At 66.3% G+C, this 23,837-nt stretch carries 20 protein-coding genes; 13 read left to right on the forward strand and 7 right to left on the reverse strand.

Translation table 11 applies throughout. From position 1 onward, the window contains the following. Nucleotides 1-144: 144 nt before the first annotated feature. Nucleotides 145-915 (reverse strand): IclR family transcriptional regulator, encoded by a 771-nt coding sequence (locus RIN18_RS02305; protein WP_375163488.1) that lies wholly within the window; start codon nt 913-915, stop codon nt 145-147. Nucleotides 916-967: 52 nt separating this feature from the next. Between RIN18_RS02305 and hutH the strand changes: the two genes are divergently transcribed. The 3 genes from hutH to hutI are packed head-to-tail and all read left to right on the forward strand — an operon-like array spanning nt 968 to nt 5,345. Further along, nucleotides 968-2,518 carry a histidine ammonia-lyase gene (gene hutH / locus RIN18_RS02310; protein ID WP_309102330.1) on the forward strand — a complete coding sequence of 517 codons (1,551 nt, stop codon included), beginning with the start codon at nt 968-970 and terminating at the stop codon, nt 2,516-2,518. Then, the gene (hutU, locus tag RIN18_RS02315; protein ID WP_309102331.1) at nt 2,515-4,164 is read left to right on the forward strand and encodes a urocanate hydratase; all 1,650 of its coding nucleotides are present in this window, start codon (nt 2,515-2,517) and stop codon (nt 4,162-4,164) included. The genes hutH and hutU overlap by 4 nt, the downstream gene beginning before the upstream one ends. Next, nucleotides 4,164-5,345: an imidazolonepropionase gene (hutI, locus tag RIN18_RS02320; RefSeq protein WP_309102332.1), complete on the forward strand. Its 1,182-nt coding sequence runs from the start codon at nt 4,164-4,166 to the stop codon at nt 5,343-5,345. Before hutU ends, hutI begins: the two co-directional genes overlap by 1 nt. Here hutI and RIN18_RS02325 read toward each other — a convergent pair. Then, the gene (locus tag RIN18_RS02325) at nt 5,342-6,289 is read right to left on the reverse strand and encodes an arginase family protein (protein WP_309102535.1); all 948 of its coding nucleotides are present in this window, start codon (nt 6,287-6,289) and stop codon (nt 5,342-5,344) included. The two genes, hutI and RIN18_RS02325, sit on opposite strands and share 4 nt — an antisense overlap. Further along, nucleotides 6,286-7,563, reverse strand: coding sequence for a DUF445 domain-containing protein (locus RIN18_RS02330; protein ID WP_309102333.1), 1,278 nt, complete (start codon nt 7,561-7,563; stop codon nt 6,286-6,288). The genes RIN18_RS02325 and RIN18_RS02330 overlap by 4 nt, the downstream gene beginning before the upstream one ends. Nucleotides 7,564-7,610: 47 nt before the next feature. On the opposite strand from RIN18_RS02330, the gene RIN18_RS02335 reads away from it, so the two are divergent. Beyond that, a complete protein-coding gene (locus tag RIN18_RS02335; protein WP_309102334.1) occupies nt 7,611-7,883 on the forward strand; it encodes a metal-sensitive transcriptional regulator in 273 nt (90 codons plus the stop codon). Here the strand turns inward: RIN18_RS02335 and RIN18_RS02340 are convergent, their stop codons facing one another. Genes RIN18_RS02340 through RIN18_RS02350 form a run of 3 tightly spaced genes read right to left on the reverse strand, consistent with a single transcriptional unit; the run spans nt 7,884 to nt 11,071 of the window. Beyond that, the gene (locus tag RIN18_RS02340) at nt 7,884-9,044 is read right to left on the reverse strand and encodes an acyl-CoA dehydrogenase family protein (protein WP_309102335.1); all 1,161 of its coding nucleotides are present in this window, start codon (nt 9,042-9,044) and stop codon (nt 7,884-7,886) included. It lies immediately after the preceding gene. Beyond that, complete coding sequence (locus RIN18_RS02345) at nt 9,041-9,799, reverse strand: alpha/beta hydrolase (protein ID WP_309102336.1); 759 nt, start codon at nt 9,797-9,799, stop codon at nt 9,041-9,043. The genes RIN18_RS02340 and RIN18_RS02345 overlap by 4 nt, the downstream gene beginning before the upstream one ends. Before the next feature lie 60 nt (nt 9,800-9,859). Beyond that, complete coding sequence (locus tag RIN18_RS02350; protein ID WP_309102337.1) at nt 9,860-11,071, reverse strand: MFS transporter; 1,212 nt, start codon at nt 11,069-11,071, stop codon at nt 9,860-9,862. Between the two features lie 367 nt (nt 11,072-11,438). Here RIN18_RS02350 and nrdH point away from each other — a divergent pair, with 367 nt between their 5' ends. The 8 genes from nrdH (at nt 11,439) to RIN18_RS02390 (ending at nt 22,397) form a co-directional block, all read left to right on the forward strand. After that, nucleotides 11,439-11,672: a glutaredoxin-like protein NrdH gene (nrdH, locus tag RIN18_RS02355; protein WP_045255893.1), complete on the forward strand. Its 234-nt coding sequence runs from the start codon at nt 11,439-11,441 to the stop codon at nt 11,670-11,672. Nucleotides 11,673-11,728: 56 nt separating this feature from the next. After that, nucleotides 11,729-12,163 carry a class Ib ribonucleoside-diphosphate reductase assembly flavoprotein NrdI gene (nrdI, locus tag RIN18_RS02360; RefSeq protein WP_309102338.1) on the forward strand — a complete coding sequence of 145 codons (435 nt, stop codon included), beginning with the start codon at nt 11,729-11,731 and terminating at the stop codon, nt 12,161-12,163. A gap of 56 nt (nt 12,164-12,219) precedes the next feature. Continuing rightward, complete coding sequence (nrdE, locus tag RIN18_RS02365) at nt 12,220-14,319, forward strand: class 1b ribonucleoside-diphosphate reductase subunit alpha (RefSeq protein WP_309102536.1); 2,100 nt, start codon at nt 12,220-12,222, stop codon at nt 14,317-14,319. 31 nt (nt 14,320-14,350) lie between these two features. Beyond that, nucleotides 14,351-15,328, forward strand: coding sequence for a class 1b ribonucleoside-diphosphate reductase subunit beta (nrdF, locus tag RIN18_RS02370; RefSeq protein WP_309102339.1), 978 nt, complete (start codon nt 14,351-14,353; stop codon nt 15,326-15,328). 771 nt (nt 15,329-16,099) lie between these two features. Beyond that, entirely contained in the window at nt 16,100-16,699 is a 600-nt protein-coding gene (locus RIN18_RS02375) for a toll/interleukin-1 receptor domain-containing protein (RefSeq protein ID WP_309102340.1), read from the forward strand. 57 nt (nt 16,700-16,756) lie between these two features. After that, nucleotides 16,757-19,348, forward strand: a complete 2,592-nt coding sequence (locus RIN18_RS02380; protein WP_309102341.1) for a DEAD/DEAH box helicase — start codon at nt 16,757-16,759, stop codon at nt 19,346-19,348. A gap of 27 nt (nt 19,349-19,375) precedes the next feature. Further along, nucleotides 19,376-19,912, forward strand: a complete 537-nt coding sequence (locus RIN18_RS02385; RefSeq protein ID WP_309102342.1) for a hypothetical protein — start codon at nt 19,376-19,378, stop codon at nt 19,910-19,912. Next, nucleotides 19,905-22,397: a tetratricopeptide repeat protein gene (locus RIN18_RS02390; RefSeq protein ID WP_309102343.1), complete on the forward strand. Its 2,493-nt coding sequence runs from the start codon at nt 19,905-19,907 to the stop codon at nt 22,395-22,397. The genes RIN18_RS02385 and RIN18_RS02390 overlap by 8 nt, the downstream gene beginning before the upstream one ends. Nucleotides 22,398-22,495: 98 nt before the next feature. Here RIN18_RS02390 and RIN18_RS02395 read toward each other — a convergent pair whose 3' ends face one another. Beyond that, a complete protein-coding gene (locus RIN18_RS02395) occupies nt 22,496-22,720 on the reverse strand; it encodes a DUF2188 domain-containing protein (protein ID WP_309102344.1) in 225 nt (74 codons plus the stop codon). A gap of 122 nt (nt 22,721-22,842) precedes the next feature. Here RIN18_RS02395 and RIN18_RS02400 point away from each other — a divergent pair, with 122 nt between their 5' ends. Next, nucleotides 22,843-23,748, forward strand: coding sequence for an HNH endonuclease (locus tag RIN18_RS02400; protein ID WP_309102345.1), 906 nt, complete (start codon nt 22,843-22,845; stop codon nt 23,746-23,748). Nucleotides 23,749-23,837: the final 89 nt, after the last annotated feature.

Raw genomic sequence — 23,837 nt, forward strand, 5'->3', positions numbered from 1 at the left:
CGGAAGCTAAGCCTCACAGCGCCGATGGTACTGCAGGGGGGACCCTGTGGGAGAGTAGGACACCGCCGGACTTCTTCCAAAGTGAAATGGCCACCCAACGCAGGGTGGCCATTTCACGTTAACAGGGCTTTCGTTCACAGCGCTTCATCGCTTCAAGCGCGACTCGAGAAGCGCCGCCGTCTCACGCACCGCTTCCGCGAGCTGCGCCTCATGGAGGTCGGGATCAGCCCACGTGACGGCGACCGCCGCCACCGGCCACCCGGAATGGTCGAGCACCGCGGCGCCCACCGAGCGCAGCCCCTCGGCGACCTCGCTGTCCTCGACGGCGAAACGCCGCACCCGTACCTCGCGCAGCAGCTCTCGCAGCTCTGCCGGAGTGTGCGGGCCTCGCCCGGTGCGGTCGGGAAATGCGCTGGCATCGGGGTACAGGGCCCTGACCTGCTCGCGCGGCAGCGCCGCGAGCATCGCCCTGCCGCTGGCGGTGAGGTGGGCGGGAAGGCGGACGCCCACATCGGTGACGAGAGCGGGGCGTCGCGGTGCGCGCTCCTCGACGATGTACAGCACGTCGCCGCCGCTCATCACCGCGAGGTGCGCACTCTCGCCGAGGCGATCGGAGAGCGCCGCGACGAGCGGGCGTCCGAGTCGCGCCAGGGGCTGTTGCCGGGCATAGCCACCGGCGAGTTCGAACGCCGTGGTGCCGAGTCCCCATCGCCGGTCCTCCCGAAGATGAACGACGAAGCCGTGCGCGGCGAGCGTCGTGAGCAGGTGATACACCGAGGAACGAGGCAGCTCGAGCTCGCGGGCGATCGCGGACGCGGCGACCGGCGCCGGGCGGCCGGCGAGATACCGGAGGATGCGCAGCGTGCCGTCTGCGGCGGGCACCTGGGCCTGCGGATTGTCTCGGATCACAGACACAGCATGGCACGAACCGCTGTCGCCGTCGTGCCCGCGGGTGTGGAATCGAGTCATGACCGATCCGTCCCCCATCCTCGTCGGCGCCGATCCGCTGACCGTCATCGATGTCGTCTCCGTGGCGCGCACCGGCGCGCAGGTCGCGCTCGACCCCGAAGCGCTCGAAAGGGTGGCGGCCACCCGCCGCGTCATCGACGGACTGGCCGCGGATCCGCATCCCCACTACGGCGTCTCGACCGGGTTCGGTGCGCTCGCGACGACGTTCATCGCCCCGGAGCGGCGTCTGCAGCTACAGGCGAGTCTGATCAGGTCGCACGCCGCCGGGACCGGAACAGAGATCGAGCGCGAGGTGGTCCGCGGGCTTCAGCTCCTGCGACTGCAGACCCTGGCTTCGGGTCGCACCGGCGTCCGGCCGGTCGTGGTCGAGACGTACGCCGCGATGCTCAATGCGGGGATCACCCCGGTGGTCCGCGAGTACGGCTCCCTCGGCTGCTCGGGCGACCTCGCCCCGCTCGCGCATGTCGCGCTGGCGTCGATGGGCGAGGGGGAGGTGCGCGATGCCTCCGGAACGCTGCGTCCGGCATCCGAGGCGCTCGCCTCTGCGGGCATCGAGCCGCTGACCCTCGTCGAGAAGGAGGGGCTGGCGCTGATCAACGGCACCGACGGGATGCTCGCCATGCTGGCGCTCGCGCTCCACGACCTCGACGAACTCCTGCTCTCGGCCGACGTCGCCGCGGCGATGTCGATCGAGTCCCAGCTGGGAACCGATGCGGTCTTCGCGGCAGACCTGATGGCACTGCGGCCGCAGGCCGGGCAGGCAGATGCCGCCGCGAACATCAGGGCGCTGCTCGCCGGTTCGCCGATGGTGGCGAGTCACCGCGGCCCCGAGGACGGACGTGTTCAGGATGCCTACTCCTTGCGGTGTGCCCCGCAGGTGCACGGCGCAGCACGCGACACGGTCGCACATGCGTCGGCGGTCGCCGCCCGAGAGCTCATGAGCGTGATCGACAACCCCGTGATCACCCTTGATGGCCGGATCGAGTCGAACGGCAACTTCCACGGCGCCCCGATCGCCGCGGTGCTGGACTTCCTGGCGATCTCGGTCGCCGACGTCGCCTCGGTCTCCGAGCGCCGGACGGACAGGGCGCTCGACCCCGCGCGCAGTCACGGCCTGCCACCGTTCCTCGCGCACGAGGTCGGCGTCGACTCCGGTCTGATGATCGCCCAGTATGCGGCAGCAGGGATCGTGTCGGAACTGAAGCGGCTGGCCGTTCCGGCATCAGTCGACTCCATCCCCTCCTCGGCGATGCAGGAGGACCACGTATCGATGGGATGGGCGGCTGCACGCAAGCTCCGCCGCGCGATCGACGGGCTCGGCCGCGTCCTGGCCATCGAGATCCTCACCGCCGCGCGCGCCCTCGACCTCCGAGGGCCCCTGGAACCGGGGCGCGCCACCGGCGCCGTACGCGACCTCGTCCGCACAGTCGCCGGCGGCCCCGGCCCCGACCGGTTCCTCTCGCAGGACATGGAAGCGATCACGGAACTCGTGCACACCGGCGCCGTGGCGCGCGCCGTCCGACCACTCATCGAGGAGGCACGCGCATGAGCGCTGCAAGAGAAGTCCGCGCGGCGCGCGGCAACGTGCGCACGGCGAAGAGCTGGGGTGCGGAGGCGGCGAAGCGGATGCTGATGAACAACCTCGATCCCGAGGTCGCCGAGCACCCCGAGAGTCTCGTCGTGTACGGGGGAACAGGCAAGGCCGCGCGGAGCTGGGAGGCGTACGACGCGATCGTGCGCACCCTCGACGAGCTCGAGCCCGACGAGACGCTGCTGGTGCAGTCCGGCAAACCCGTCGGTGTGTTCCGGACGCACGAGTGGGCGCCGCGGGTGCTGATCGCCAACTCGAACCTCGTCGGCGACTGGGCCAGCTGGCCCGAGTTCCGACGCCTGGAAGAGCTCGGACTGACGATGTACGGCCAGATGACGGCCGGCTCCTGGATCTACATCGGCACCCAGGGGATCCTCCAGGGCACGTACGAGACCTTCGCCGCGGTGGCGCGCTCACTCGGCAGGGATTCACTCAAGGGCACTCTCACCCTCACCGGGGGTGCCGGCGGCATGGGTGGCGCTCAGCCTCTCGCGGTCACCCTGAACGACGGCGCTGTGATCGTCGTCGACGTCGACGAATCGCGCCTCGCACGCCGCGTCGAGCACGGCTACCTCGACGAGTACACCACCGACCTCGACACTGCCGTCGATCGTGCGATCGCAGCCAAGAACGCGGGCGATGCCCTCTCGGTCGGCGTCGTGGGCAACGCCGCCGACGTGTTTCCCGAACTGCTGCGCCGCGGTACTCCGATCGACATCGTCACCGACCAGACCAGCGCCCATGACCCGCTCGCGTACCTGCCGCTCGGGGTGTCCGTCGCGGACTGGAAGGCCGAAGCCGGACGCGACCCGGAGGGATTCACCGCCCGGTCGCGCGCATCGATGGCTGCGCACGTGGCGGCCATGGTGGGATTCCAGGATGCCGGTGCAGCCGTCTTCGACTACGGCAACTCGATCCGCCGCGAAGCGGAACTCGGTGGCTTCGCGCGCGCATTCGAGTTTCCCGGCTTCGTGCCGGCGTACATCCGCCCGCAGTTCGAGGAGGGGCGCGGTCCGTTCCGCTGGGCGGCTCTCTCGGGCGACCCCGAGGACATCCTCCGGACCGACCGCGCGATCGCTGAGCTGTTCCCCGAAGATGCGGCCCTTCATCGCTGGCTGCAGAAGGCGGGCGAGAAGGTGCGATTCGAGGGCCTGCCCGCCCGAATCTGCTGGCTCGGTTACCAGGAGCGTCATCTCGCCGGGCTGAAATTCAACGAGATGGTCGCGTCGGGTGAGCTGATGGCGCCGATCGTGATCGGCCGTGATCATCTCGATTCCGGGTCGGTCGCATCCCCGTATCGCGAGACGGAAGCCATGAAGGACGGCTCTGACGCGATCGCGGACTGGCCGCTGTTGAACGCCCTGCTGAACACGGCATCCGGCGCCTCGTGGGTCTCGATCCACCACGGCGGTGGCGTCGGGATCGGGCGCAGCATCCACGCCGGACAGGTGATCGTCGCCGACGGCTCGGCGCTCGCCGCCGAGAAGCTCGAACGGGTGCTCACCAACGACCCGGGCAGCGGGGTCATGCGCCACGTGGATGCCGGGTACGACCACGCCAGGGACGTCGCGCGCGAGCGCGGCCTGAAGGTGCCGATGCTCTGATGCGCACCCTCATCACGAACATCGGCGAGCTCACCACGAACGACGCCAGCGGTGAGGACCTGTGCGGCACGCGCCACGACGCCGCCGTCGTCATCGACGGCGGTCGTATCTCGTGGCTCGGCTCGTCGGATGCTGCTCGCAGCCCCGAGGTGCATGACGCCGCCGACGACGTCATCGATGCGGACGGCCGAGCGATGATCCCGGGCTTCGTCGACAGCCACAGCCACCTGGTGTTCGCGGGCGACAGAGCTGCGGAATTCGAGGCGCGCATGGCCGGCGAGCGATACGCCGCGGGCGGCATCCGCTCGACCGTCGCGGCGACGCGCGCCGCCTCGGAGGACGAGCTGCGTGCGCGGCTGCGGCGCTTCGTCGACGAGCTCCTCGCGCAGGGCACCACGACCGTCGAGATCAAGAGCGGCTACGGCCTCGATGTCGAGACTGAGGAGCGTCTGGTGCGCCTCGCCGCCGAGGTCACGTCCGAGGTGACCTTCCTCGGTGCCCACGTCGTCCCCGCAGAGTACGCCGGACGCGACGAGGAGTACGTGGAGCTCGTCACGGGGCGGATGCTGGAACGGTGCGCCCCGCACGCGAAGTGGATCGACGTCTTCTGTGAGAGCGGCGCCTTCACCGTCGCCCAGTCGCGGCGAGTCCTGGAGGCGGGCATCGCGCAGGGTCTGTCACCGCGGGTGCACGCCAGTCAACTCGGGCCCGGAGACGGAGTGCAGCTCGCCGTCGACCTGGGCGCGGCCTCCATCGATCACGGCACCTACCTCACCGATGCCGATGTCGCAGCCCTCGCCGGATCCGACACCGTGCTCACGCTCCTTCCCGGCGTCGAGTTCTCGACCAGGCAGCCGTATCCCGATGCGCGCCGGCTCATCGACGCGGGAGTGACCGTCGCGCTGGCGTGCGACACGAACCCCGGTTCGAGCTTCACGTCGTCGATGCCGTTCTGCATCGCCATCGCCGTCCGCGACATGGGGATGACACCGGCCGAGGCCGTATGGGCGGCGACAGCCGGGGGAGCGCGGGCGCTGCGGCGCGACGACATCGGCGTCATCCGACCCGGGGCACGCGCGGACCTCGTTCTGCTCGATGCGCCCACGCGCATCCATCTCGCCTACCGGCCGGGGGTGCCGCTCGTCTCGCGAGTGTGGAAGGACGGGATCGCCGTGCGCTAGTCGCTTCGCCCGGCGACGTTCACAGAGCGGGATGCGAGACCGGCGAGCAGCTCCAGCACGCACAGCGCCGCCAGGCGGACCGTGCGCGCGTCGTCTGCGTCGGCCGTCGCGTCGACCTCGGCGATGTCGGCGCTCACGACGTTCGGATGGGAGGCGACAGCGCGTGCGAGGGCGCGCAGCTCCCACGCGTGAAGCCCGCCCGGCACGCTCGCCGGGCACCCCGGCGCCACAGCGCGGTCGCAGACGTCCACGTCGATGTCGAGGTGCACGCGTGGGTCGATGCCTGCCGATGCGATCTCGAGGGCCTCGGCGGCGACGTCGTCGATCCCGCGCCGGCGCAGCTCGTCGAGTGTGATGACGCGAATGCCCCAGTCCGCCGCCCGATCGGCGTAGGCGACGGAGTTCGCGAAGTCGGCGATGCCGATCTGCACGATCCGGGACGGATCGATCCGCGCCGTCTCCGTGCGGGATCCGGCGGGAGAGTCCTGCACGAGGCGGCGCACCGGCGTCCCGTTGGAGATGCCGTCGCGCAGATCGAAGTGCGCGTCGAACGTGATGAGACCGGTGGCACCGGACCCGAGCGCGACCGGGTAGGTGAGCGAGTTGTCGCCCCCGAGGGCGATCACGAGGTCAGAACCGGAACTCAGCTCCCGAACCCGTTCGATCGTGTCCGCCTCGCCGGAATCCCCGTCGGGCTCGTGGATGTCCCCGGCATCCGCGATGCGCAGGACGTCGTTCAGATCGAGCGCCGGCGGGCCCATCACCGCGGTCCCGTATCGCTCGAGGGCATCGCGCACTGCGGCAGGCGTCGCGTGTGCGCCGGTGGGGGAGAGCGACGTCCGCCAGGTGGGCACCCCCAGGAGCACGGCATCCGCACCCTCCTCGAACGAGGGCCAGCGACCCGCACGCGGCCAGAGAGGGTCGTGGGACAGCGTCACGGTCAGACTCCGGGGATCAGGGCGTGGGCGATGGTGAAGATGGCGAGGCCCGCGAGGGCTCCGACGAACGTACCGTTCAAGCGGATGTACTGCAGGTCACGCCCGACCATGAGCTCGATCTTCTCGGTCGTCTCGGCCGGGTCCCACCGTTCGACCGTGTCGGTGATGATCGAGGCGATGTCGTGCCGATAGCGGTCGACGAGGAAGACCGCGGCGTCGGACACCCAGGTGTCGACGCGGGTCTGCAGGGCCGTGTCCGTCGTGAGGCGCTCACCGATCTCCTGCAGGGCCTGGGTCGCTCGCCGGCGCAGACCGCTCGACGGGTCGGCGAGCGCGGTGAGAAGGCCCGCCTTCGCGGTGTTCCACGCCTCGGCGGCGAGGGCTCCGACCCGCGGGCTGTCGAACAGCGTCGCCTTCGCGTTCTCGAGCTTCGCCCTCGTCGACGGATCGTGCTGCAGATTGTCGGCGAGCCGGGCGAGGTACCCGTCCACCGCGAGCCGCGCCGGATGCCGAGGGTCGGCCTGCATGGCGTGGACGAAACGGACGGCCTCGTTGTAGACGGTGTCGTCGACGAGACGGTGTGCAAGTTTGGGCACCCAGGAGGGAAGCCGGCGTGACACGAGGCCGCTGAAGGATTCGGCATTGGCGTCGAGCCAGGTGGCGATGCTATCCACGGCGAGATCGACCGCGCCGTGGTGGGCGTCGGACTCGACGATCTTGCCGAGCCAGGCGCCGGCAGGCGGGCCCCACTCCGGTGTCACCAGGTGCTCGCGGGCGAGGTCGGTGATGAGGTCGCGGATGTCATCATCGCTGAGCGCATTGAGCACGGCGGTGGCGACCGCAGCGCCCTCCGTGGCCACGCGCTCCGCGTGCGGCGCCTCGCGCAGCCATTCTCCGGCTCTCAGGGCGATGGGGGTCGTCGCGAGTTTCGCGCGGACGACAGCGGCCTCGAGGAAGTTCGTCTCGACGAACTCGCCGAGGGTGCGGCCGATCTCGTCCTTGCGGTTCGGGATGATCGCGGTGTGAGGGATCGGCAACCCCAGCGGCCGTCGGAACAGGGCCGTCACGGCGAACCAGTCGGCGAGAGCGCCGACCATTCCGCCTTCGGCGGCGGCCCGCACGTACGCCAGCCACGGCTGTCTCTCCTGCAGCCAGAACGCGACGACGAACACGACCGCCATGAACACGAGCGCGCCGAGGGCGACCGCCTTCATCCGGCGGAGGGCCCGCAGGCGCTCCTGATCGGCGGGGGTGAGCGGCGCCATCGATGTTCGCGGCATGCCCTCATCCTTTCATGGCAGGGCCGCTCGGAGAGTACCCTCGGAGGGTGATCGAAGACATCAAGAAGCGGGCCCTGCATCGCACCAGCATCCTCGAGGGTCAGGTACGCGGCGTCGCGCGGATGATCGAGAACGAGGAGTACTGCATGGACATCATCACGCAGTCCCGCGCGATCCAGCGCTCGCTGGAGTCCCTGAACCGCATGCTGCTGGACAATCACCTGCGCACCCACGTCACCGAGATGTTCGACGAGGGCGGCGACGCGCGCGACAAGGCCGTCCTCGAACTGCTCAAGGCGTTCGACTTCGACTCGAAGTAGTCAGGTCTCCAGCGGACCGAGCCAGGCCGTCGCCGCCGTCGCGTGCGCCGATTCCGGGTCTGAGGGATGGAACGCGCCGGCCAGCACGTCGCGGTAGAGCCGTGAGAGCTCGTTGGCGGAGAAGTACGACCCGCCCCCGGCGACGAGCATCGACTCGTCGACGACCTTCTTGGCCATGACGATCGCACGGTGCTTGAGCCCGGACAGCAGTGTGAACCAGCGGGCGCCGTTGTCGGCGGCGCGGTCGACGTCGCGTGCGAGCGACTCGATCTGCGGCGGCAGCGCGTCGTAGGCCAGCCCCATCTCCGCGATCCGCCAGCGGATGTCGGGGTCCTGGCTGTACGCGGCGCCGGACCTCTTCGAGCGACGCTTGCGGGCGGTCTGCACCGCGAGCTCGAGCGCACGTCTGGCGATGCCGGTGTACACCGATGCCAGCAGGATCTCGAAGACCGAGAAGATGCCGAAGACGATCGGATCGGGGTTCGGCCCCGGATCGATCCGCCGCACCACGTGCTCGGGCGCCGCGGTCGCTCCGTTCAGCCGGGTGGTCCTGCTCTGGGTGGCGCGCATGCCGAGCGTGTCCCAGTCGTCGGAGGTGACCACGGCGTCGCTGCGGTCCACGAAGGCGAAGACGAGCTTCGGAGCATCGGGCGAGGTGGTGTCGAGTCCGTGCAGTCCGAGGCGCGTCCATACCGGTGCGAGCGAGGTGAAGATCTTCGTGCCCGTGAAGGCATAGCCGCCGTCCTCGCGCGGCACGGCATCGGTGTCGCTGCCGAAGAGCACCAGGTCGTTGCCGCCCTCGCTGATGCCGAACGCGAACACGTCGCCGGCGACAGCTCCGTCCTGCACGAACTCCAGCCCTGGCACGCCGCGATCCGAGAACACCTTGGCGACGCCGGTCCACACCAGGTGCATGTTGATCGCCAGCGCGGTCGCCGGCGCCGCGGTCGCGAGCCGCTGCTGCAGCACGGCCGCCTCGGCGAGGCCGAGACCGGCGCCCCCGCGCTCGGCCGGCACCAGGATCGACAGGTAGCCCGCGTCGCGGAGCTCGTCGAGGTCCTGCTGGGGGAAGGTGTTCTCCCTGTCGTGGATGGGGGCGCGTTCGCGGATCCGCTCCAGCAGGTCGTCGGGGAGGTACGCCGAGGGGTCGAAGTCGTTCATGCCACAGCCTCCAGCAGTTGTCGGATGGATTCCTCCGGCTTGTCCCGGTGCAGGGAGTGACCTGCGCCCGCCACCACGGACATCGTGATGCGCGGGTTGCCGGAGAGGACCTCGTCGGCGAGAGCGCCGGTGAAGATGCTGTAGACGGCGGGGTCGGCGCCGATGACATGGGTCGGAACGCTCAGCCGGGCAGCGGCATCCCGAACGTCCCATGGCTGATTCTGTGCGGTGGTCTGCTCGACGGCCCAACGGCTGGTTCGGAGGACGGCATCGACCTTCAGCTCGTGATCCTGCGGATGCCAGTGCGGGTGTTCGGCCTGCACGACCTCGATCCGCGGGTCGGCGAACGCGCGCTCCTGGCTCCTGCGCACGATGTTCGCGTCGCGCCCCTCGACCCGGATGGCGGGATCGATGAGCACGAGCCGGCGCGTCCATGCGGGGGCGGATGCCGCGGCCACCGTGCTCGCCGCCCCGCCGAGTGAATGGCCCACGACAGCGTCCCAGGGTGCGCCGTCGGACGGGACGGTCCCTGCAAGATCCGCGCCGTATGCGCCGACCGTGTAATCGAGCGCGCGCGGGGCGTCGCCGTGACCGCGCAGATCGACCGCGGTCGCGTGCCATCCCGCCTCGGCGAGCGCGTCGCCGAGGCGCCACATCAGCGCGGCGGACGACCCGAGACCGTGGACGAGCAGCGCGCGTCGTGAGGCGGTCGGCTCGCCCCAGGAGATGCGGGGGAGAGTGAGCGGTGCGGCCATGGCTCCAGCCTAGGACGGGCCCGGGCGCGAAGGCGCGGTGTCAGCCCGGCCGAAGACTGCTCAGGAAGGGGTGACCGCCACAGGTTCGGTGTCCGGGTAGGGGCTGGGATCACGGTGCCGGAGGTCGGGAAGCGCGCGGACGAACACGACAGCGACGACGACGCCGACGAGGGCGAACAAGGTGGCGGCGAGATAGGCGCCCTGAGGGCCGTCGGTGGCGTCGACCAGGAAGCCGGCGATCGCGGAGCCGGCAGCGGCGCCGATGAGCTGACCGGTGCCCGCCCAGCCGAAGGCCTCCGCCGTCTCGCTGAACTTCACGCTCGCCGTGGTGATCGCGAACAGTGCGGCAAGCGCCGGCGCGATCCCGATGCCGGCGAGGATCAGCGTTCCGCCCAGCCAGAAGACGTTCAGCGACACCATCGTCAGTGCCAGCCCCACCGTCACGATGGTCAGGCGACGTGCCATCGCCCAGCGCCCGATGGGGATGTGGCCCATGCCGAGACCGCCGGCGAGGCTTCCCACCGCGAAGACGGCGAGCACGAGACCTGCGGCGAGACTGCCGTGCTCGAACGTCGCGACGACGCCCACCTCGACCGCCGCGCACGCGCCGATGAGGAGGAATCCGAGCACGGTCGCGAGCAGCACCGGGGGCTTGAGCACGACCTTGCCGAGGGCGTGCCGACTGCGCGGGATGCGCACGCGTCCGACCTCCGGCGAGAGGACGAACCACGAGCCTCCGCCGACGAGGATGACGGCGACGAGCAGCAGTCCCTGCACGGTGCCGATCTGGGTGGACACCAGCGTGATGACGACCGGGGCGAGGATCCAGATGATCTCCTGCAGCGAGGCGTCGAGCGAGAACAGCGGGGTCAGCTGCGACGAGTTGACCAGCTTGGGATAGATGGTGCGCACGGCCGCCTGGATCGGCGGGGTGGAGAGCCCGGCGAGCATTCCGAGCGCCATGTATCCGGGAAGGCTGAGCGGAAGCAGGGCGAGGGCCAGCACGGCGATGACGCAGACGGTCAGGGTGAGCGTGACGACCCGGCGCATTCCCCACGCGCCCATCCAGCGGCTGGTGATGGGTCCGGCGACCGCCTGTCCGACGGAGGTCGCCGCAAGTACGAGACCGGCGGCACCGTACGAGCCGGTCTGCTGCTCGACGTGCAGCAGGATCGCGAGAGACGACATGCCGTTGGGGAACCGCGCCGTCAGCTGGGCCGCGATCATGCGCGCCACTCCCGGCGTGCGAAGGAGCTCCCGATATCCCGCCACCTGACAACGGTACCGGTGTGCGGCGACGGCCTCGAAGCGGGCCTCGGCGCGACACGCCGACGACACGCCGAGGACCTCTTTCCACAGGAATCCGGATGTCGGATGCCGGGCGTATCGTGCCGCCTGTGGATGGATCAGGATCGGGCGTCTGCGAACCGCGGGATTCCGCCCTTCGCGACACCTCTGCGAAGGTCGCGGCCTGTGGAAGAAACGGTGGAGAACCTGTGTTGTATTAAGGGAGAGCGGTGGAAAACTACAGGGATGTAACTACTACCCCTTGTGGTCACCCCCAATGTCCGCACCCATATGTAGTATTGAAGTCCCGGCGGGGGTCTGCCGGAGAAAACCTAGGAATTGAGGGGATGAGATGTCGATCACGGTCTACACCAAGCCGTCCTGCGTTCAGTGCAATGCGACCTACCGCGCACTGGATGCGAAGGGCATCGAGTACGAGATCCACGACCTGTCGGAGGACCCGACGGCCCTGGAGCAGGTCAAGGCGCTCGGCTACATGCAGGCACCCGTCGTCGTGACCGACGAAGACCACTGGTCGGGCTTCCGTCCCGACAAGATCGCCGAACTCGCGTCGCGTCTCGCCTGACCCTCCGGCGTCTCAGCGGCCCAGAGTCCGATACGCACCGACACGAGGAGAGAGCCATGAGCGTCGTCACCACCGCCGCTCCGCTCATCGTGTACTTCTCGAGCATCTCGGGCAACACCGCCCGCTTCGTCGACAAGCTCCGGCTGCCGGCGAAGCGGATCCCGCTCCACAGCCAGGAAGAGGATCTCGTCGTGGACGAGCCCTTCGTGCTGATCACCCCCACCTACGGCGGGGGTGAAGGGCGCGGCGTCGAGCGCGGCGCCGTGCCCAAGCAGGTGATCCGGTTCCTCAACGACGAGCGCAACCGGCGCCACATCCGCGGAGTGATCTCCGCAGGCAACACGAATTTCGGTGAGTCCTTCTGCCTCGCCGGTGACATCATCAGCCGCAAGTGTCAGGTGCCGCACTTGTACCGGCTCGAAATCTTCGGCACGCAGGACGACGTTGATCGCGTGAGCGACGGATTGGAACGACAGTGGGCAGTGCAGTGACGGAGTCGGCGTTGGAGAGCAACGCGGCGTTCAAGATCAACCCCTCGTACGACGGCATGGATTACCACGCCCTCAACGCGATGCTGAACCTCTACGACGCGAACGGGCAGATCCAGTTCGACGCCGACAAGCGCGCGGCCAGGGAGTACTTCCTGCAGCACGTGAACCAGAACACAGTGTTCTTCCACTCGCTCAAAGAGCGCCTGGACTACCTCGTCGAGAAGGAGTACTACGAGGGCGCGGTCATCGAGAAGTACTCGTTCGACTTCATCCAGAAGCTCAACGACCTCGCGTACTCGAAGAAGTTCCGCTTCGAGACGTTCCTCGGCGCGTTCAAGTACTACACCAGCTACACGCTGAAGACGTTCGACGGCAAGCGCTACCTCGAGCGGTTCGAGGACCGCGTCGTGATGACCGCCCTCGGCCTCGCGGACGGCGACGAGAAGCTCGCGGTGAGCCTGGTCGAAGAGATCATCTCCGGCCGCTTCCAGCCGGCGACCCCGACGTTCCTCAACGCCGGCAAGGCGCAGCGCGGTGAGCTCGTCAGCTGCTTCCTGCTGCGCATCGAAGACAACATGGAATCGATCGCCCGCGGCATCAACTCCGCACTGCAGCTGTCCAAGCGCGGTGGCGGTGTGGCGCTGCTGCTGTCGAACATCCGCGAGGCGGGCGCTCCGATCAAGCAGATCGAGAACCAGTCCTCCGGCATCATCCCGGTGATGAAGCTTCTCGAAGACAGCTTCAGCTACGCCAACCAGCTCGGCGCGCGCCAGGGCGCCGGGGCGGTGTACCTCTCGGCGCACCACCCCGACATCATGCGCTTCCTCGACACCAAGCGAGAGAACGCCGACGAGAAGATCCGCATCAAGACGCTGTCGCTCGGCGTCGTCGTGCCCGACATCACTTTCGAGCTCGCCAAGAACGACGAGGACATGTACCTGTTCTCGCCGTACGACGTCGAGAAGGTCTACGGCCTGCCGTTCGGCGACATCTCGGTCACCGAGAAGTACCGCGAGATGGTCGACGATCCCCGTATCAAGAAGACCAAGATCAACGCGCGCGAGTTCTTCCAGACCCTCGCCGAGATCCAGTTCGAGTCGGGCTACCCGTACATCATGTTCGAGGACACGGTGAACAAGGCCAACCCGATCAAGGGCCGGATCAACATGTCGAACCTCTGCAGCGAGATCCTGCAGGTGAACACGCCGACGACTTACAACGATGACCTGTCGTACGACAACATCGGCAAGGACATCTCCTGCAACCTCGGCTCGATGAACATCGCGCTGTCGATGGATGCCGATGATCTCGGCCAGACCGTCGAGACCGCGATCCGCGCCCTCACGGCGGTCAGCGATCAGAGCCACATCCGCTCGGTCCGCTCGATCGAGGACGGCAACGACCGCTCGCACGCGATCGGCCTCGGCCAGATGAACCTGCACGGCTACCTCGCTCGCGAGCACGTGTTCTACGGTTCGGAAGAGGGCATCGACTTCACGAACATCTACTTCTACACGGTGTTGTTCCACGCGCTGCGTGCATCGAACAAGCTCGCGATCGAGCGCGGAACGGCGTTCGACGGCTTCGAGGACTCGACCTACGCGTCGGGGGAGTTCTTCGACAAGTACATCGAGCGTGCGTGGGTGCCCGAGACCGAGAAGGTCAAGGAGCTCTTCGCAGGCAAGCACATCCCGACCCAGCAGGACTGGACCGAGCTGAAGGCGTCGATCCAGAAGCACGGCATCTACAACCAGAACCTGCAGGCGGTGCCGCCGACCGGATCGATCTCGTACATCAACAACTCCACGTCCTCGATCCACCCGATCGCGTCGAAGATCGAGATCCGCAAGGAAGGCAAGCTCGGTCGCGTGTACTACCCGGCGGCGTTCATGACGAACGACAACCTCGAGTACTACCAGGACGCATACGAGATCGGTTACGAGAAGGTCATCGACACGTATGCCGCTGCGACCCAGCACGTCGACCAGGGCCTGTCGCTGACGCTGTTCTTCAAGGACACCGCCACCACGCGCGACATCAACAAGGCGCAGATCTACGCATGGCGCAAGGGCATCAAGACGATCTACTACATCCGCCTCCGTCAGATGGCGCTCGAGGGCACCGACATGACCGAGTGCGTCTCCTGCATGCTCTGAGACTCCGACAATTCGAGAAACGACGAACCCCATGACTCCCTCATCGCTCAAGCTGGTCGATCACGTGCAGGCGATCAACTGGAACCGCATCCAGGACGACAAGGACGTCGAGGTGTGGAACCGCCTCGTCAACAACTTCTGGTTGCCCGAGAAGATCCCGCTGTCCAACGACATCCAGTCGTGGAACACGCTGACGCCCGATGAGCAGCTGCTCACCATGCGCGTGTTCACCGGACTCACCCTGCTCGACACGGTGCAGGCCACGGTGGGGGCCGTCTCGCTGATCCCCGACGCGATCACGCCGCACGAAGAGGCCGTCTACACGAACATCGCGTTCATGGAGTCGGTGCATGCGAAGAGCTACTCGTCGATCTTCTCGACGCTCGCGTCGACGAAGGAGATCGACGAGGCGTTCCGCTGGTCCGTCGAGAACCCGAACCTGCAGAAGAAGGCGCAGATCGTCACCGAGTACTACCGCGGCGACGACCCGCTCAAGCGCAAGGTCGCGTCGACCCTGCTCGAGAGCTTCCTCTTCTACTCGGGCTTCTATCTGCCGATGCATTGGTCGAGCCGGGCGAAGCTCACCAACACCGCCGACCTCATCCGCCTCATCATCCGCGACGAGGCTGTGCACGGGTACTACATCGGGTACAAGTTCCAGCGCGGACTCGAGACGCTCGACCAGGCGAAGAAGGATGAGCTGAAGGACTACACCTTCTCGCTGCTGTACGAGCTCTACGACAACGAGGTGCAGTACACGCAGGACCTCTACGACGGTGTCGGCCTGACCGAAGACGTGAAGAAGTTCCTGCACTACAACGCCAACAAGGCGCTGATGAACCTGGGCTACGAGGCGATGTTCCCGTCGAGCGTCACGAACGTGAACCCGGCGATCCTGTCGGCGCTCTCGCCGAACGCCGACGAGAACCACGACTTTTTCAGTGGCTCGGGTTCGTCGTACGTCATCGGCAAGGCCGAGGCCACCGAAGACGACGACTGGGACTTCTGAGCAGCTGTGCGGCGTCACGCATTATGGTGCCGCCACACGTTGAAGTTGGCACACGTCACACGAACCGGCACTGATTCGGTACTTGGCGTAGGAAACCATTGAGAGTGGGGTGCAGGGCCGATGCCTAACAAACCGCACCCCACTCCCAAGGACCTCACTAGCTCCTGGCCTGACGTTCCGTCAGAGGATCCCGCTGGTGAGGCCGCACGCCGATTCGTAGTGAACTTGCGTGCAGCGATGGGCGAGACGAGCGTCCGACGTATCGCAGCGGATGCAGGTCTCGACGAGGCTTCGGTGCGGAGGGTTCTCTCGGGGTCGGCATGGCCGCACCTTCGAGCGATAGTCACGTTGGAAGAGTCTCTTGAGGTGGTTCTGTACTCCAGGAGGGATGAAGAAAGACGAGCGCAGGGTGCAAGCCCCGTTCGGTGACCCGATTCCTCAATGGAGAGCGCAGTCGACACGCAATCAGCGGAGCTAGATCCGCGGAAACACAATACTTCGGCGAGAGCCGGTGACATCATCAGCCGCAAGTGCTACGTGCCTCGCTTGTACCGGCTAGAGAAACTCGGCACATAGAACGACGTCGGTTTCGTCGACGACGGTCCGGGAGTGGGTAGAGCCCGAGCTCGGACCGTGCGGGGAGGTCGACCGAGATAGGTCGCCGGAGACGGTGGCAGGAAAGCAGGGACAACCATGGTTTCACGACGGATGCCTTCACAGTCGCAGATTCGTTCGCAGATTCGCGCGGCAGGACGCAAGATCGAGCGTGAGATGAACTCCGAACTGAATCGGATCCAGAACAAGCTCGAGCGTGACGCGAACGCTGCCGCCCGCAAGGCGGAGCGGGAGTTCAATCAGAAGGCGCGCGTGAGCCGGCCGGCCGTATCGTACACGGTGACGGAGCGCGCGTACCTCGAGCCGGTCCGCGCGATGGCTGCCGAGCAGGCTCAGGTTCATCCCGAACGTCGCGACGTCTTCTTGTGCCACGCGTGGGGTGACCGCGAGGGTGCTGCTGCTGAGTTGCACGATCTGCTGGATTCGTATGGGGTCGATGTCTGGTTTAGCGAGAAGGACGTCACGCTGGGGTCGTCGCTGATCCGGTCTATCGACAAGGGCCTTCGCATGTCCCGCATCGGGGTGGTGCTCATGACACCGCACATGCTGGAGAGCCTGGCGAACGAAGGAGTCGCGGAGCAGGAGCTGTCGGCGCTCCTGGCCACTGAGAGGGTCATCCCGGTAGCCCACGGCATCACCTACGAGCAGCTGCGTCGGGAAAGTCCCCTGCTCGGAGCGCGAGCAGGGCTCACCAGCGACGGCGTCTCCCTGGTCGATGTGGCCGTGAAGATCGCTAACGCCGTCCGCCCCGAGTAATCAGAGTTCGTACGAAGCATGAGGTGCCCGAGAGGGCGCAGACACGAGGGAGTTCACGTGCCGTTCGTTAAACCGAGTCAGTCGACCACTGCTGCCAGCACACCCGCTGAGATGTACCGTGACCTGCCCCCGCGGCCGGACGCGGTGCCAGGTCTGTGGGCGCATCAGTCCGAGATGCTCAGCGCGTTCGCCGAGTTGACGAACAAGCCGGACGTGGCGCTGGAGCTTCCGACGGGCACAGGCAAGACGCTGACGGGCGTGGTTATTGCTGAGTGGACGCGTCTCAGCCGTCGTGCGCGAGTCGTCTACGCATGCCCCACGCAGCAACTCGCCATGCAGGTCGTGGGTGCGGCGAACCGGGAGAGCATCCGCACCTCTCTGCTTATCGGACCGCACGCGAAGTGGCCGGCTGCTGCTGAAACCGCGTATGACTCGGCGGCGCAGATCGCCGTGACGACGTACAGCACCATCTTCAACAGCAACCCTCATCTCGCTGACCCGGACATGATCCTGTTCGACGATGCGCATGCGGGGGAGCAGTATGTCGGCGAGGCTTACGGGGTCATGCTCAAGCGTCGGGAATCGCCGGCGGAGTACGCAGCAGTGCTGAAAGCGGTCGCGCCCGCGCTGGACGGAGTATTCCTTGAACGTCTCCGCCAGGGCGCGCCCGACCCTAGCATCGGGAACGATACGCGGCTGGTGGTACCTCTCCGTCAGCCTGGGATGGTGGCGGCGTTGGATTCGGCTCTCGGTGCCCTCGACGCGCCGCTGAAGTACCGCTATTCCATGATTCGAGCGGGCCTTGCTCCGTGTCTCGTCTACGTGTCGTACTCCGGGATTCTGGTGCGCCCCTACATTCCGCCCACACACCAGAATCGCCTGTTCACCGACGCCCGCCAGCGGGTGTATCTGTCGGCGACCCTCGGCGAGGGTGGGGAGTTGGAGCGCGCGTTCGGGCGCTTGTCCATCGACAGGCTTCCCGCTCCCGCGACCGCGCCGCGGTACGGCCGACGCTTCTTCGTATTTCCCGAGTTCGTCGAGGGAGTCGATGCTACGGAGTTCGCCCAAGACGTGGTGAAAGCCGCTGGAAAGGCGCTGGTCCTCGCTCCGCGCACCGATGTGGCCGAGCAGGACGCGAGAGACCTGGCGCAGCCGTCCTGGCCGGTCTTCGACATCAACGATGTCGCGGATGGGATGGCTCCGTTCGCAGACCTGGAGCACGGAGTCTGTGGTCTCGCTGCTCGATATGACGGCCTCGATCTGCCCGGCGAGGCATGTCGCGTCGTCGCGATGGATGGGGTTCCGAATCAGGACAACCTTCAAGAACGGTTCCTTCAGACTCGCGCTCGCGCAGGTGCTGCTATTGCAGCCCGCGTCCGCACACGAGTGATCCAGGGGGCTGGTCGTTGCACGCGCGGTCCGCACGACACGGCCATCGTTCTCGTCTTGGGCAAGGAGCTGTCCCGCTACCTCACCCGTCCGGAGGTAACTGATGCGCTCGACCCTGAGCTGCAGGCGGAGGTCGCGTTCGGCCGAGAGAACTCCCAGGCGTTCAATGCGACCGATGTGATGACGAACGTCGCCGCGTTCTTGAATCAGGCGACGGACAGCACGTGGATTGACGGAGCAGAGCCGCACCTCAAGTCGATGAGGAAGGACGCGGTGAAGGTCGACCCGCCCGGTACCGCCGCTCTGGCCTCGGCAGTCTCTGAGGAAGTGCGGGCGTGGGCGTCGGCGTCTGCGGGCGCGTGGTCGGACGCTGCGACGCATGCGCACGAGGTCGCGCGTCTGGTTGGAGCCGGAGGGCGCGACGCTGCCGGGTATCGCGCGTTCTGGATGTATCTGGAAGCTGCGTGGAGTGACCACGCTGCGTCTGAGGCAGGCGATGCTGCGGGACGTGCCGCTGCCGCGCAGCTGGTGCGCCAGGCCGAGCGCGTTCAGAGCCTTGGGTCCTGGGTTCGCGAGATGGCACCGTTCCCGTCGATGGAACGCAGTCCGTTGGGAGCTGCTGACATGGTGGCGGTGACACAGGTCGCTGCCCAGTTGGTCGGCGGCGTAAACCAAGGGAAGCTTCGTAGTCGGCTGGGCGAGATCCACGTCGGGCTCAGTAAGCGGTCGCCCTCCGTGTACGAGCCTGCACTGACCGAGCTCGGCAAGCTCGTCGGTGCGGACGCGTTCAAGCCGAAGGGCAAGGGGCGTTGCGATTCAGTGTGGCTGTGGGACAACGAACTCTGGCTGGCCCTTGAGGCGAAGAGCGATCATGAACCATCGGGTGTCGTCCCTCACAAGGAGGTGCGCCAAGCGAACGACCAGCTCCGGCTACTTGCGTCTGACCGAGGATTGCCACAAGCGCCTGTCGGCAGCGCGACCGTCATCATCTCCCCGAAGCCGGGCATCGACGATGACGGGGCAAAGGGCGCCGAAGCTCACGTGCACATGGTGGCACCGCCCCTTATCGCGGAGATCGCGTACGACGTCCAGAATGCATGGGAGGACATGCTCACGAAGGCCCCGGGTCGCACGCCTGACGCGGTGCGCGACCTCGTGGCTGACGTGCTCCAAGGGCGCGGCCTCCTCCCGACTCTTCTGCGCGAGCGGCTCACTCAGGACCCGGTGAACCCCTCCGCGCGTGATGATCTGGCAGAGTGATCTGCGAAAGAGAGGGAGGGATTTCGGGTGGGCAGGAAGGTCTCGGAGGAGCTGAGGGACGAGATCGTCTACGGCAGGGACCACGACCACGCCCGCGTTTTCATCAGCTCTCGGATGAGGACCACCCTCGACGCAGAGCGCCTTGTCACCGCGGGCGCGGTCGACCGGGTCTCGGGGCACCGGGCATGGTTCTGGGAGCGCGACGCGGCCGTAGGCGAACTTCACTCGGAGCACGAGTGCGTCAAGTATGCCAAGACGAGTTCTGGCCTCATCCTTCTGGTCGATGGAGGTCTTTCTCCCATCGTGTATGCCGAGTATCTCGCCGCGCGCGAGGGCGGAGCGAACCGGTACATTCTCATTCGGAAGGACGCGGAGCTCCCCGAGGACGTTGCCGAGTTCATTAAAGACCAGCAGGTGTCCGAGGTCGTCACGCGGAACTTCCAGAATGCGGATGAACTGGACTCCCTTGTCTACGACGCGTTGTCTCGCGCAATTGTGAGAGCCATGACGTTAGCGACCATCGACCGGCGCGAACGTCTCCCGGACGGACCGTCCGATGACTGAGTGGGATGCCGAGCTCCCCGACAACTGGCGAGACTTCGACAATGGACACGAACTGGTCATGGCCGCGCTCATGCGCGCCTACAAACGGCGGGACGAGGAGCACGTCGCCGAGTTGGCGGAAGTCGCAGGTGAACTCGCCGGCTATGGGGCGTTCGTTGCCGCGAACGCACTCATTAGTATCGGGGTTTCCTACGTTCTTGGTGTTTCGCTCGAGTCCGTCCTCGACGAGTACAGGAGCGAAACGCCCGTCAGCGAGCGCGCCCGCCGCATCCGCGCAGAAGCTCCGACAAGCAAAATAGCATCAAGAATTCTGGCCGTCACCGCGTTCGCCGCCCGTCGCGAAGGGCACACAGATGACGCTCTGGCGCTGTATCGCGATGCGGTTCACGTCGCTGACGAGGTGGGTGACTCGCTCAGTGCAGCCCGACTCCTCCAAAGCCTCGGAGCCCTGCATCATGAGGTCGGGGACGCCGTTGAGGCGCGAAAGGTCACCGAGGACGCGCTCGAGCGCTACGAGCAGCTCGGCGACGACGTCGGCGTGGTTGGGGCCGAACTCAACCTCGTCGAGTACGCGGCGGTCGAAGATCGCCCAGATGAAGCTCGATTGCGCCTGGAACGCCTCGAGAAGCGCGTTCATGACGCTCGCGACCCTCATCTCGCAGGTTCGTGGCTGGCACGCACCGCGGTGATGGACATCCTGGACGGTGACGTTCGAAGTGGGCGAACCAAACTTCGCCGCGCATTGAGGAATGCTGAGCGCAGGGGCGACACCCAACTGCAGGTTGCGGCACTCGGGCACCTCGCGCAGTCTCAGCGGGACGATGGTCACCAGCTACGAGCTGTCTCATATGCAGAACGCGCTCTTGCTGTGGCCGAGGAGTCAGGGGACCCTGGACTTCTCGCGGAAACTGCCCATGAACTCGCCATCGACTACGCAAAGCTCGAAAGATTCGACCGAGCGGTCCCGCTGTTGCGTCGCGCTGTCGAGAAAGCAGCGGGCCTTTCCTCGGCTCGGGCCCGCGCAGATCTCGGAGCCGTACTGGTATCCGAAGCACTCGACGCGCGCGCAGGAGATGCGATGTCACCCGAGGCGGCTGCTTTCCCCTTTTCTGAGGCTGAGAGCGTTCTGCTGGAGGCAGTCAACAAGCTCCTGGAGGGTGGTGACCAGGAATGGGCCATGCGCGGCATCAGGAACCTCCGCGTTGTCTGGCTCGCGACTGGACGTTCTGAGGAGGGTGCTTCGCGCCTGCAGAACTGTGCGGCCCATGGCGCAGGGGTGTCGTCGAGTTTTGCGGGGGAGTGTTTCAGGTTGTCCGGATTGCTGATGATGGACGCGGATACGGACTCGTCAAAGGCGCTCGACCACCTGCGTTCGGCCGCGCGTCTACTCAGCGATGACGAAAGTCCGCGTGCATCTCTGCTTCTCGACTTTGCAGGTGTCGCAGAGCACTCCTACCATGCCCTCGATGTCGCGCTGGCGTTGTATGACGATGCGCTTGAGGAACTGTCGCCTGTGGACCAGCCGACCGTTTTCGGCAACGCGCTCAACGACTCTGCTTTGGTCTTGATGAGGTCGGATGACGACGAGAAGGCTCTCGAACGCCTCCAAGTTGCCAGCGAGATCGCGCTGAACCGTAATGACCGGGTATTGGGATCGTTGGTCGAGATGAACATCGGCGAAATCCATGCTCGCGCTCATCGCCCGCTCAACGCGCGTCCGCACTTTGAGAAAGCGGCGATGCAAGCGGAGGCCTTTGGCGACGACGAACGAGCAGCGTTGGCGCTCGCGTCCCTGGCTAACACCTTCGTCAACGACGACGACGTCTCAGACCATGAAGTGGCGCGCTCTGTAGCGCGACGTGCAGAGGAGCTTGCGAAGCGCGCTGGCGACGAGAACGCTCGGTCCCGCGCTGCAAGTGCGCTGGCATCCCTCGCCTTCGCTGACGGTGATCCTGACGGCGCATACGCCCTCTGGGAGCAAGCTCGACAGATAGCGGTGCCCAGCCGGCGCCCGATCTACGAAGGGTTCATGCTCCACGCCCTCGCCAGCAGGCGAGACGGAGCCGTGTTCGGAAGACAGCTCGAGCGATTCGCGCGGGCCGCGCAGAAGAACCACACGGAGCTACTTTTCGCTGAGCAGCTCTGGTCGTCGGCCAACGTGTGGCTGCGCCACGGGGATGTGCGTCGCTCGGCCAAGGTTCTCGCGTATTCGATCCTGCTTGCTTCCGCGGGGCACAGCGCGACGAAACTCGACCACGGGGTCCTATTCGACAATCAGGTGGCCGTCAGCGTGGAAGCGAACATCGCGGTCATGCGCGTGCTCGCGTACGCAGGGAACATGCTCACCATGGAGGTCATCCCGGCGGACCTTCGTAGTCAACTGCGCCCGGCTCTTCTGAAGGCGTTGACTAGTCGTGGCGTAGCCGACGATGAGGCCGCGACGATGATTGCGTTCATTGAGGAATTCGCGCAAGAGGACGACTAGTCGCACCACAGCGCGGTTCAGCCGCGCTGCTCGGAACTCTTAGAGGTGAACGCCTCCTCGGCGGAAAGGGGGCGCTCGGACGCGAGCGCCCCCTGCCCTCAGCCCTTGCTGCTGCGTGGATCGTTGCCGTAGGAGTTCTGCTGCGTGACCGCTCCGTCGGTGCGGGTGATGCGGTGCTCCACGCCACGCTGACGAGCCATGTCGCGACCAACCGCACTCTGCTCGGTCTTGGTTCCGCCGACATGAGCGGCTCGGGAGCTTCCATCCACCTTCGACTTCCACTGACCGTCTTCGTAGTACGTCCGGATGTCCCCGTTCGCCATCTTGTTCCTTCCCCAGAGGTCGGCCGTGTTGCCGACGAGATAGTTGTAGCATGCACCCCCAGGTATCAGCGTCTCTTAACTTTTACGACACCGACGGGACCCCGATCCGGGAAGATGATGGCATGGCCCGCAGTTACTCCTTGCCCACCATCAAGATGCTTTTCGCGGAGGCATCGCACTGCGCCTATCCCGATTGCAACGAATCGCTGGTGTTTGAAGACCCCGCTCGCGGTGTTAGAAGCATTGCTGTCCAGATCGCGCACATCCGCTCCGAGAAGGTCGACGGACCTCGCTACGACCGCACCTACGACAAGACCCTCATCAACACTCCTGACAACCTTCTTCTCATGTGCGGCAAGCATCACACTGCCGTGGACCAGAACGAGGCGACGTTCACCATCGAGGAACTCGTCGAGTGGCAGTCTGCGCAACGCAGCCAAGGCGGCGGCACCACCGTCTCCGATGCAGAGCTGACGAACATGATGCAGACGCTCGAGGCCTCGCTCGCCGCGCTGTATGGTCTCATGAGTGTCTCGCTTGGACTGAACCTCCTCGGCGCGCGCATCGTTGGCAATATGGAGGTAGTGACGATGCCGCTGCAAGCACTCGGCCAGGTGACCTTGCCCGAGGGGACAGACCCGAAAGTGCTCGTGGGAGTTGAAGTCGTCAACAAGAGCGCATCGGGTGTGAGCGTCAGCGCGGGCTTTGAGTTTGACCTCGGTCAAGACGATCCGATGCGTTGGATTTTCCACGGCGCCTATTGTCCACCTGCGTCGCCTCACCGGTTGAAGGGCCACGACTCCCAAGCGTGGTTGCAGGATGCCGGGGACGTTCGGGAGACCGTGTTGGAGGCGAGTCGACGTATCGGATTCATACCTCCGAGGTTTCGTGTATTCGCGGCCCGCCGCGACGACGTCACCGAGCGTGGCGAGTGGCATGACATCGTTGAACTGCCCATATGGCAACCAGAAGTCACGCAGGAATGGGTTCTTGAGCAGAACTCGAAGACTCAACCGTCGAGCACATGACGTGAGTCGTCCCGTCGCTCTGTGTCAGTCGTTCTCGCTCAACCTCCCGCCGATTCGTTCGTTTCGCATGCGTGCGGACGCCTGCGAGG

The sequence above is a fragment of the Microbacterium sp. genome, from assembly GCF_031179285.1.
Classification (GTDB): Bacteria; Actinomycetota; Actinomycetes; order Actinomycetales; family Microbacteriaceae; genus Microbacterium.

Coding starts and splice junctions, on each gene's coding strand:
- nrdI (WP_309102338.1), top strand. CDS start 11,729: ATGAGCGTCGTCACCACCGCCGCTCCGCTCATCGTGTACTTCTCGAGC.
- RIN18_RS02395 (WP_309102344.1), bottom strand. CDS start 22,720: ATGGCGAACGGGGACATCCGGACGTACTACGAAGACGGTCAGTGGAAG.
- nrdH (WP_045255893.1), top strand. CDS start 11,439: ATGTCGATCACGGTCTACACCAAGCCGTCCTGCGTTCAGTGCAATGCG.
- RIN18_RS02345 (WP_309102336.1), bottom strand. CDS start 9,799: ATGGCCGCACCGCTCACTCTCCCCCGCATCTCCTGGGGCGAGCCGACC.
- RIN18_RS02400 (WP_309102345.1), top strand. CDS start 22,843: ATGGCCCGCAGTTACTCCTTGCCCACCATCAAGATGCTTTTCGCGGAG.
- RIN18_RS02340 (WP_309102335.1), bottom strand. CDS start 9,044: ATGAACGACTTCGACCCCTCGGCGTACCTCCCCGACGACCTGCTGGAG.
- hutI (WP_309102332.1), top strand. CDS start 4,164: ATGCGCACCCTCATCACGAACATCGGCGAGCTCACCACGAACGACGCC.
- nrdE (WP_309102536.1), top strand. CDS start 12,220: ATGGATTACCACGCCCTCAACGCGATGCTGAACCTCTACGACGCGAAC.
- RIN18_RS02390 (WP_309102343.1), top strand. CDS start 19,905: ATGACTGAGTGGGATGCCGAGCTCCCCGACAACTGGCGAGACTTCGAC.
- RIN18_RS02330 (WP_309102333.1), bottom strand. CDS start 7,563: ATGCCGCGAACATCGATGGCGCCGCTCACCCCCGCCGATCAGGAGCGC.
- RIN18_RS02375 (WP_309102340.1), top strand. CDS start 16,100: ATGAACTCCGAACTGAATCGGATCCAGAACAAGCTCGAGCGTGACGCG.
- hutH (WP_309102330.1), top strand. CDS start 968: ATGACCGATCCGTCCCCCATCCTCGTCGGCGCCGATCCGCTGACCGTC.
- hutU (WP_309102331.1), top strand. CDS start 2,515: ATGAGCGCTGCAAGAGAAGTCCGCGCGGCGCGCGGCAACGTGCGCACG.
- nrdF (WP_309102339.1), top strand. CDS start 14,351: ATGACTCCCTCATCGCTCAAGCTGGTCGATCACGTGCAGGCGATCAAC.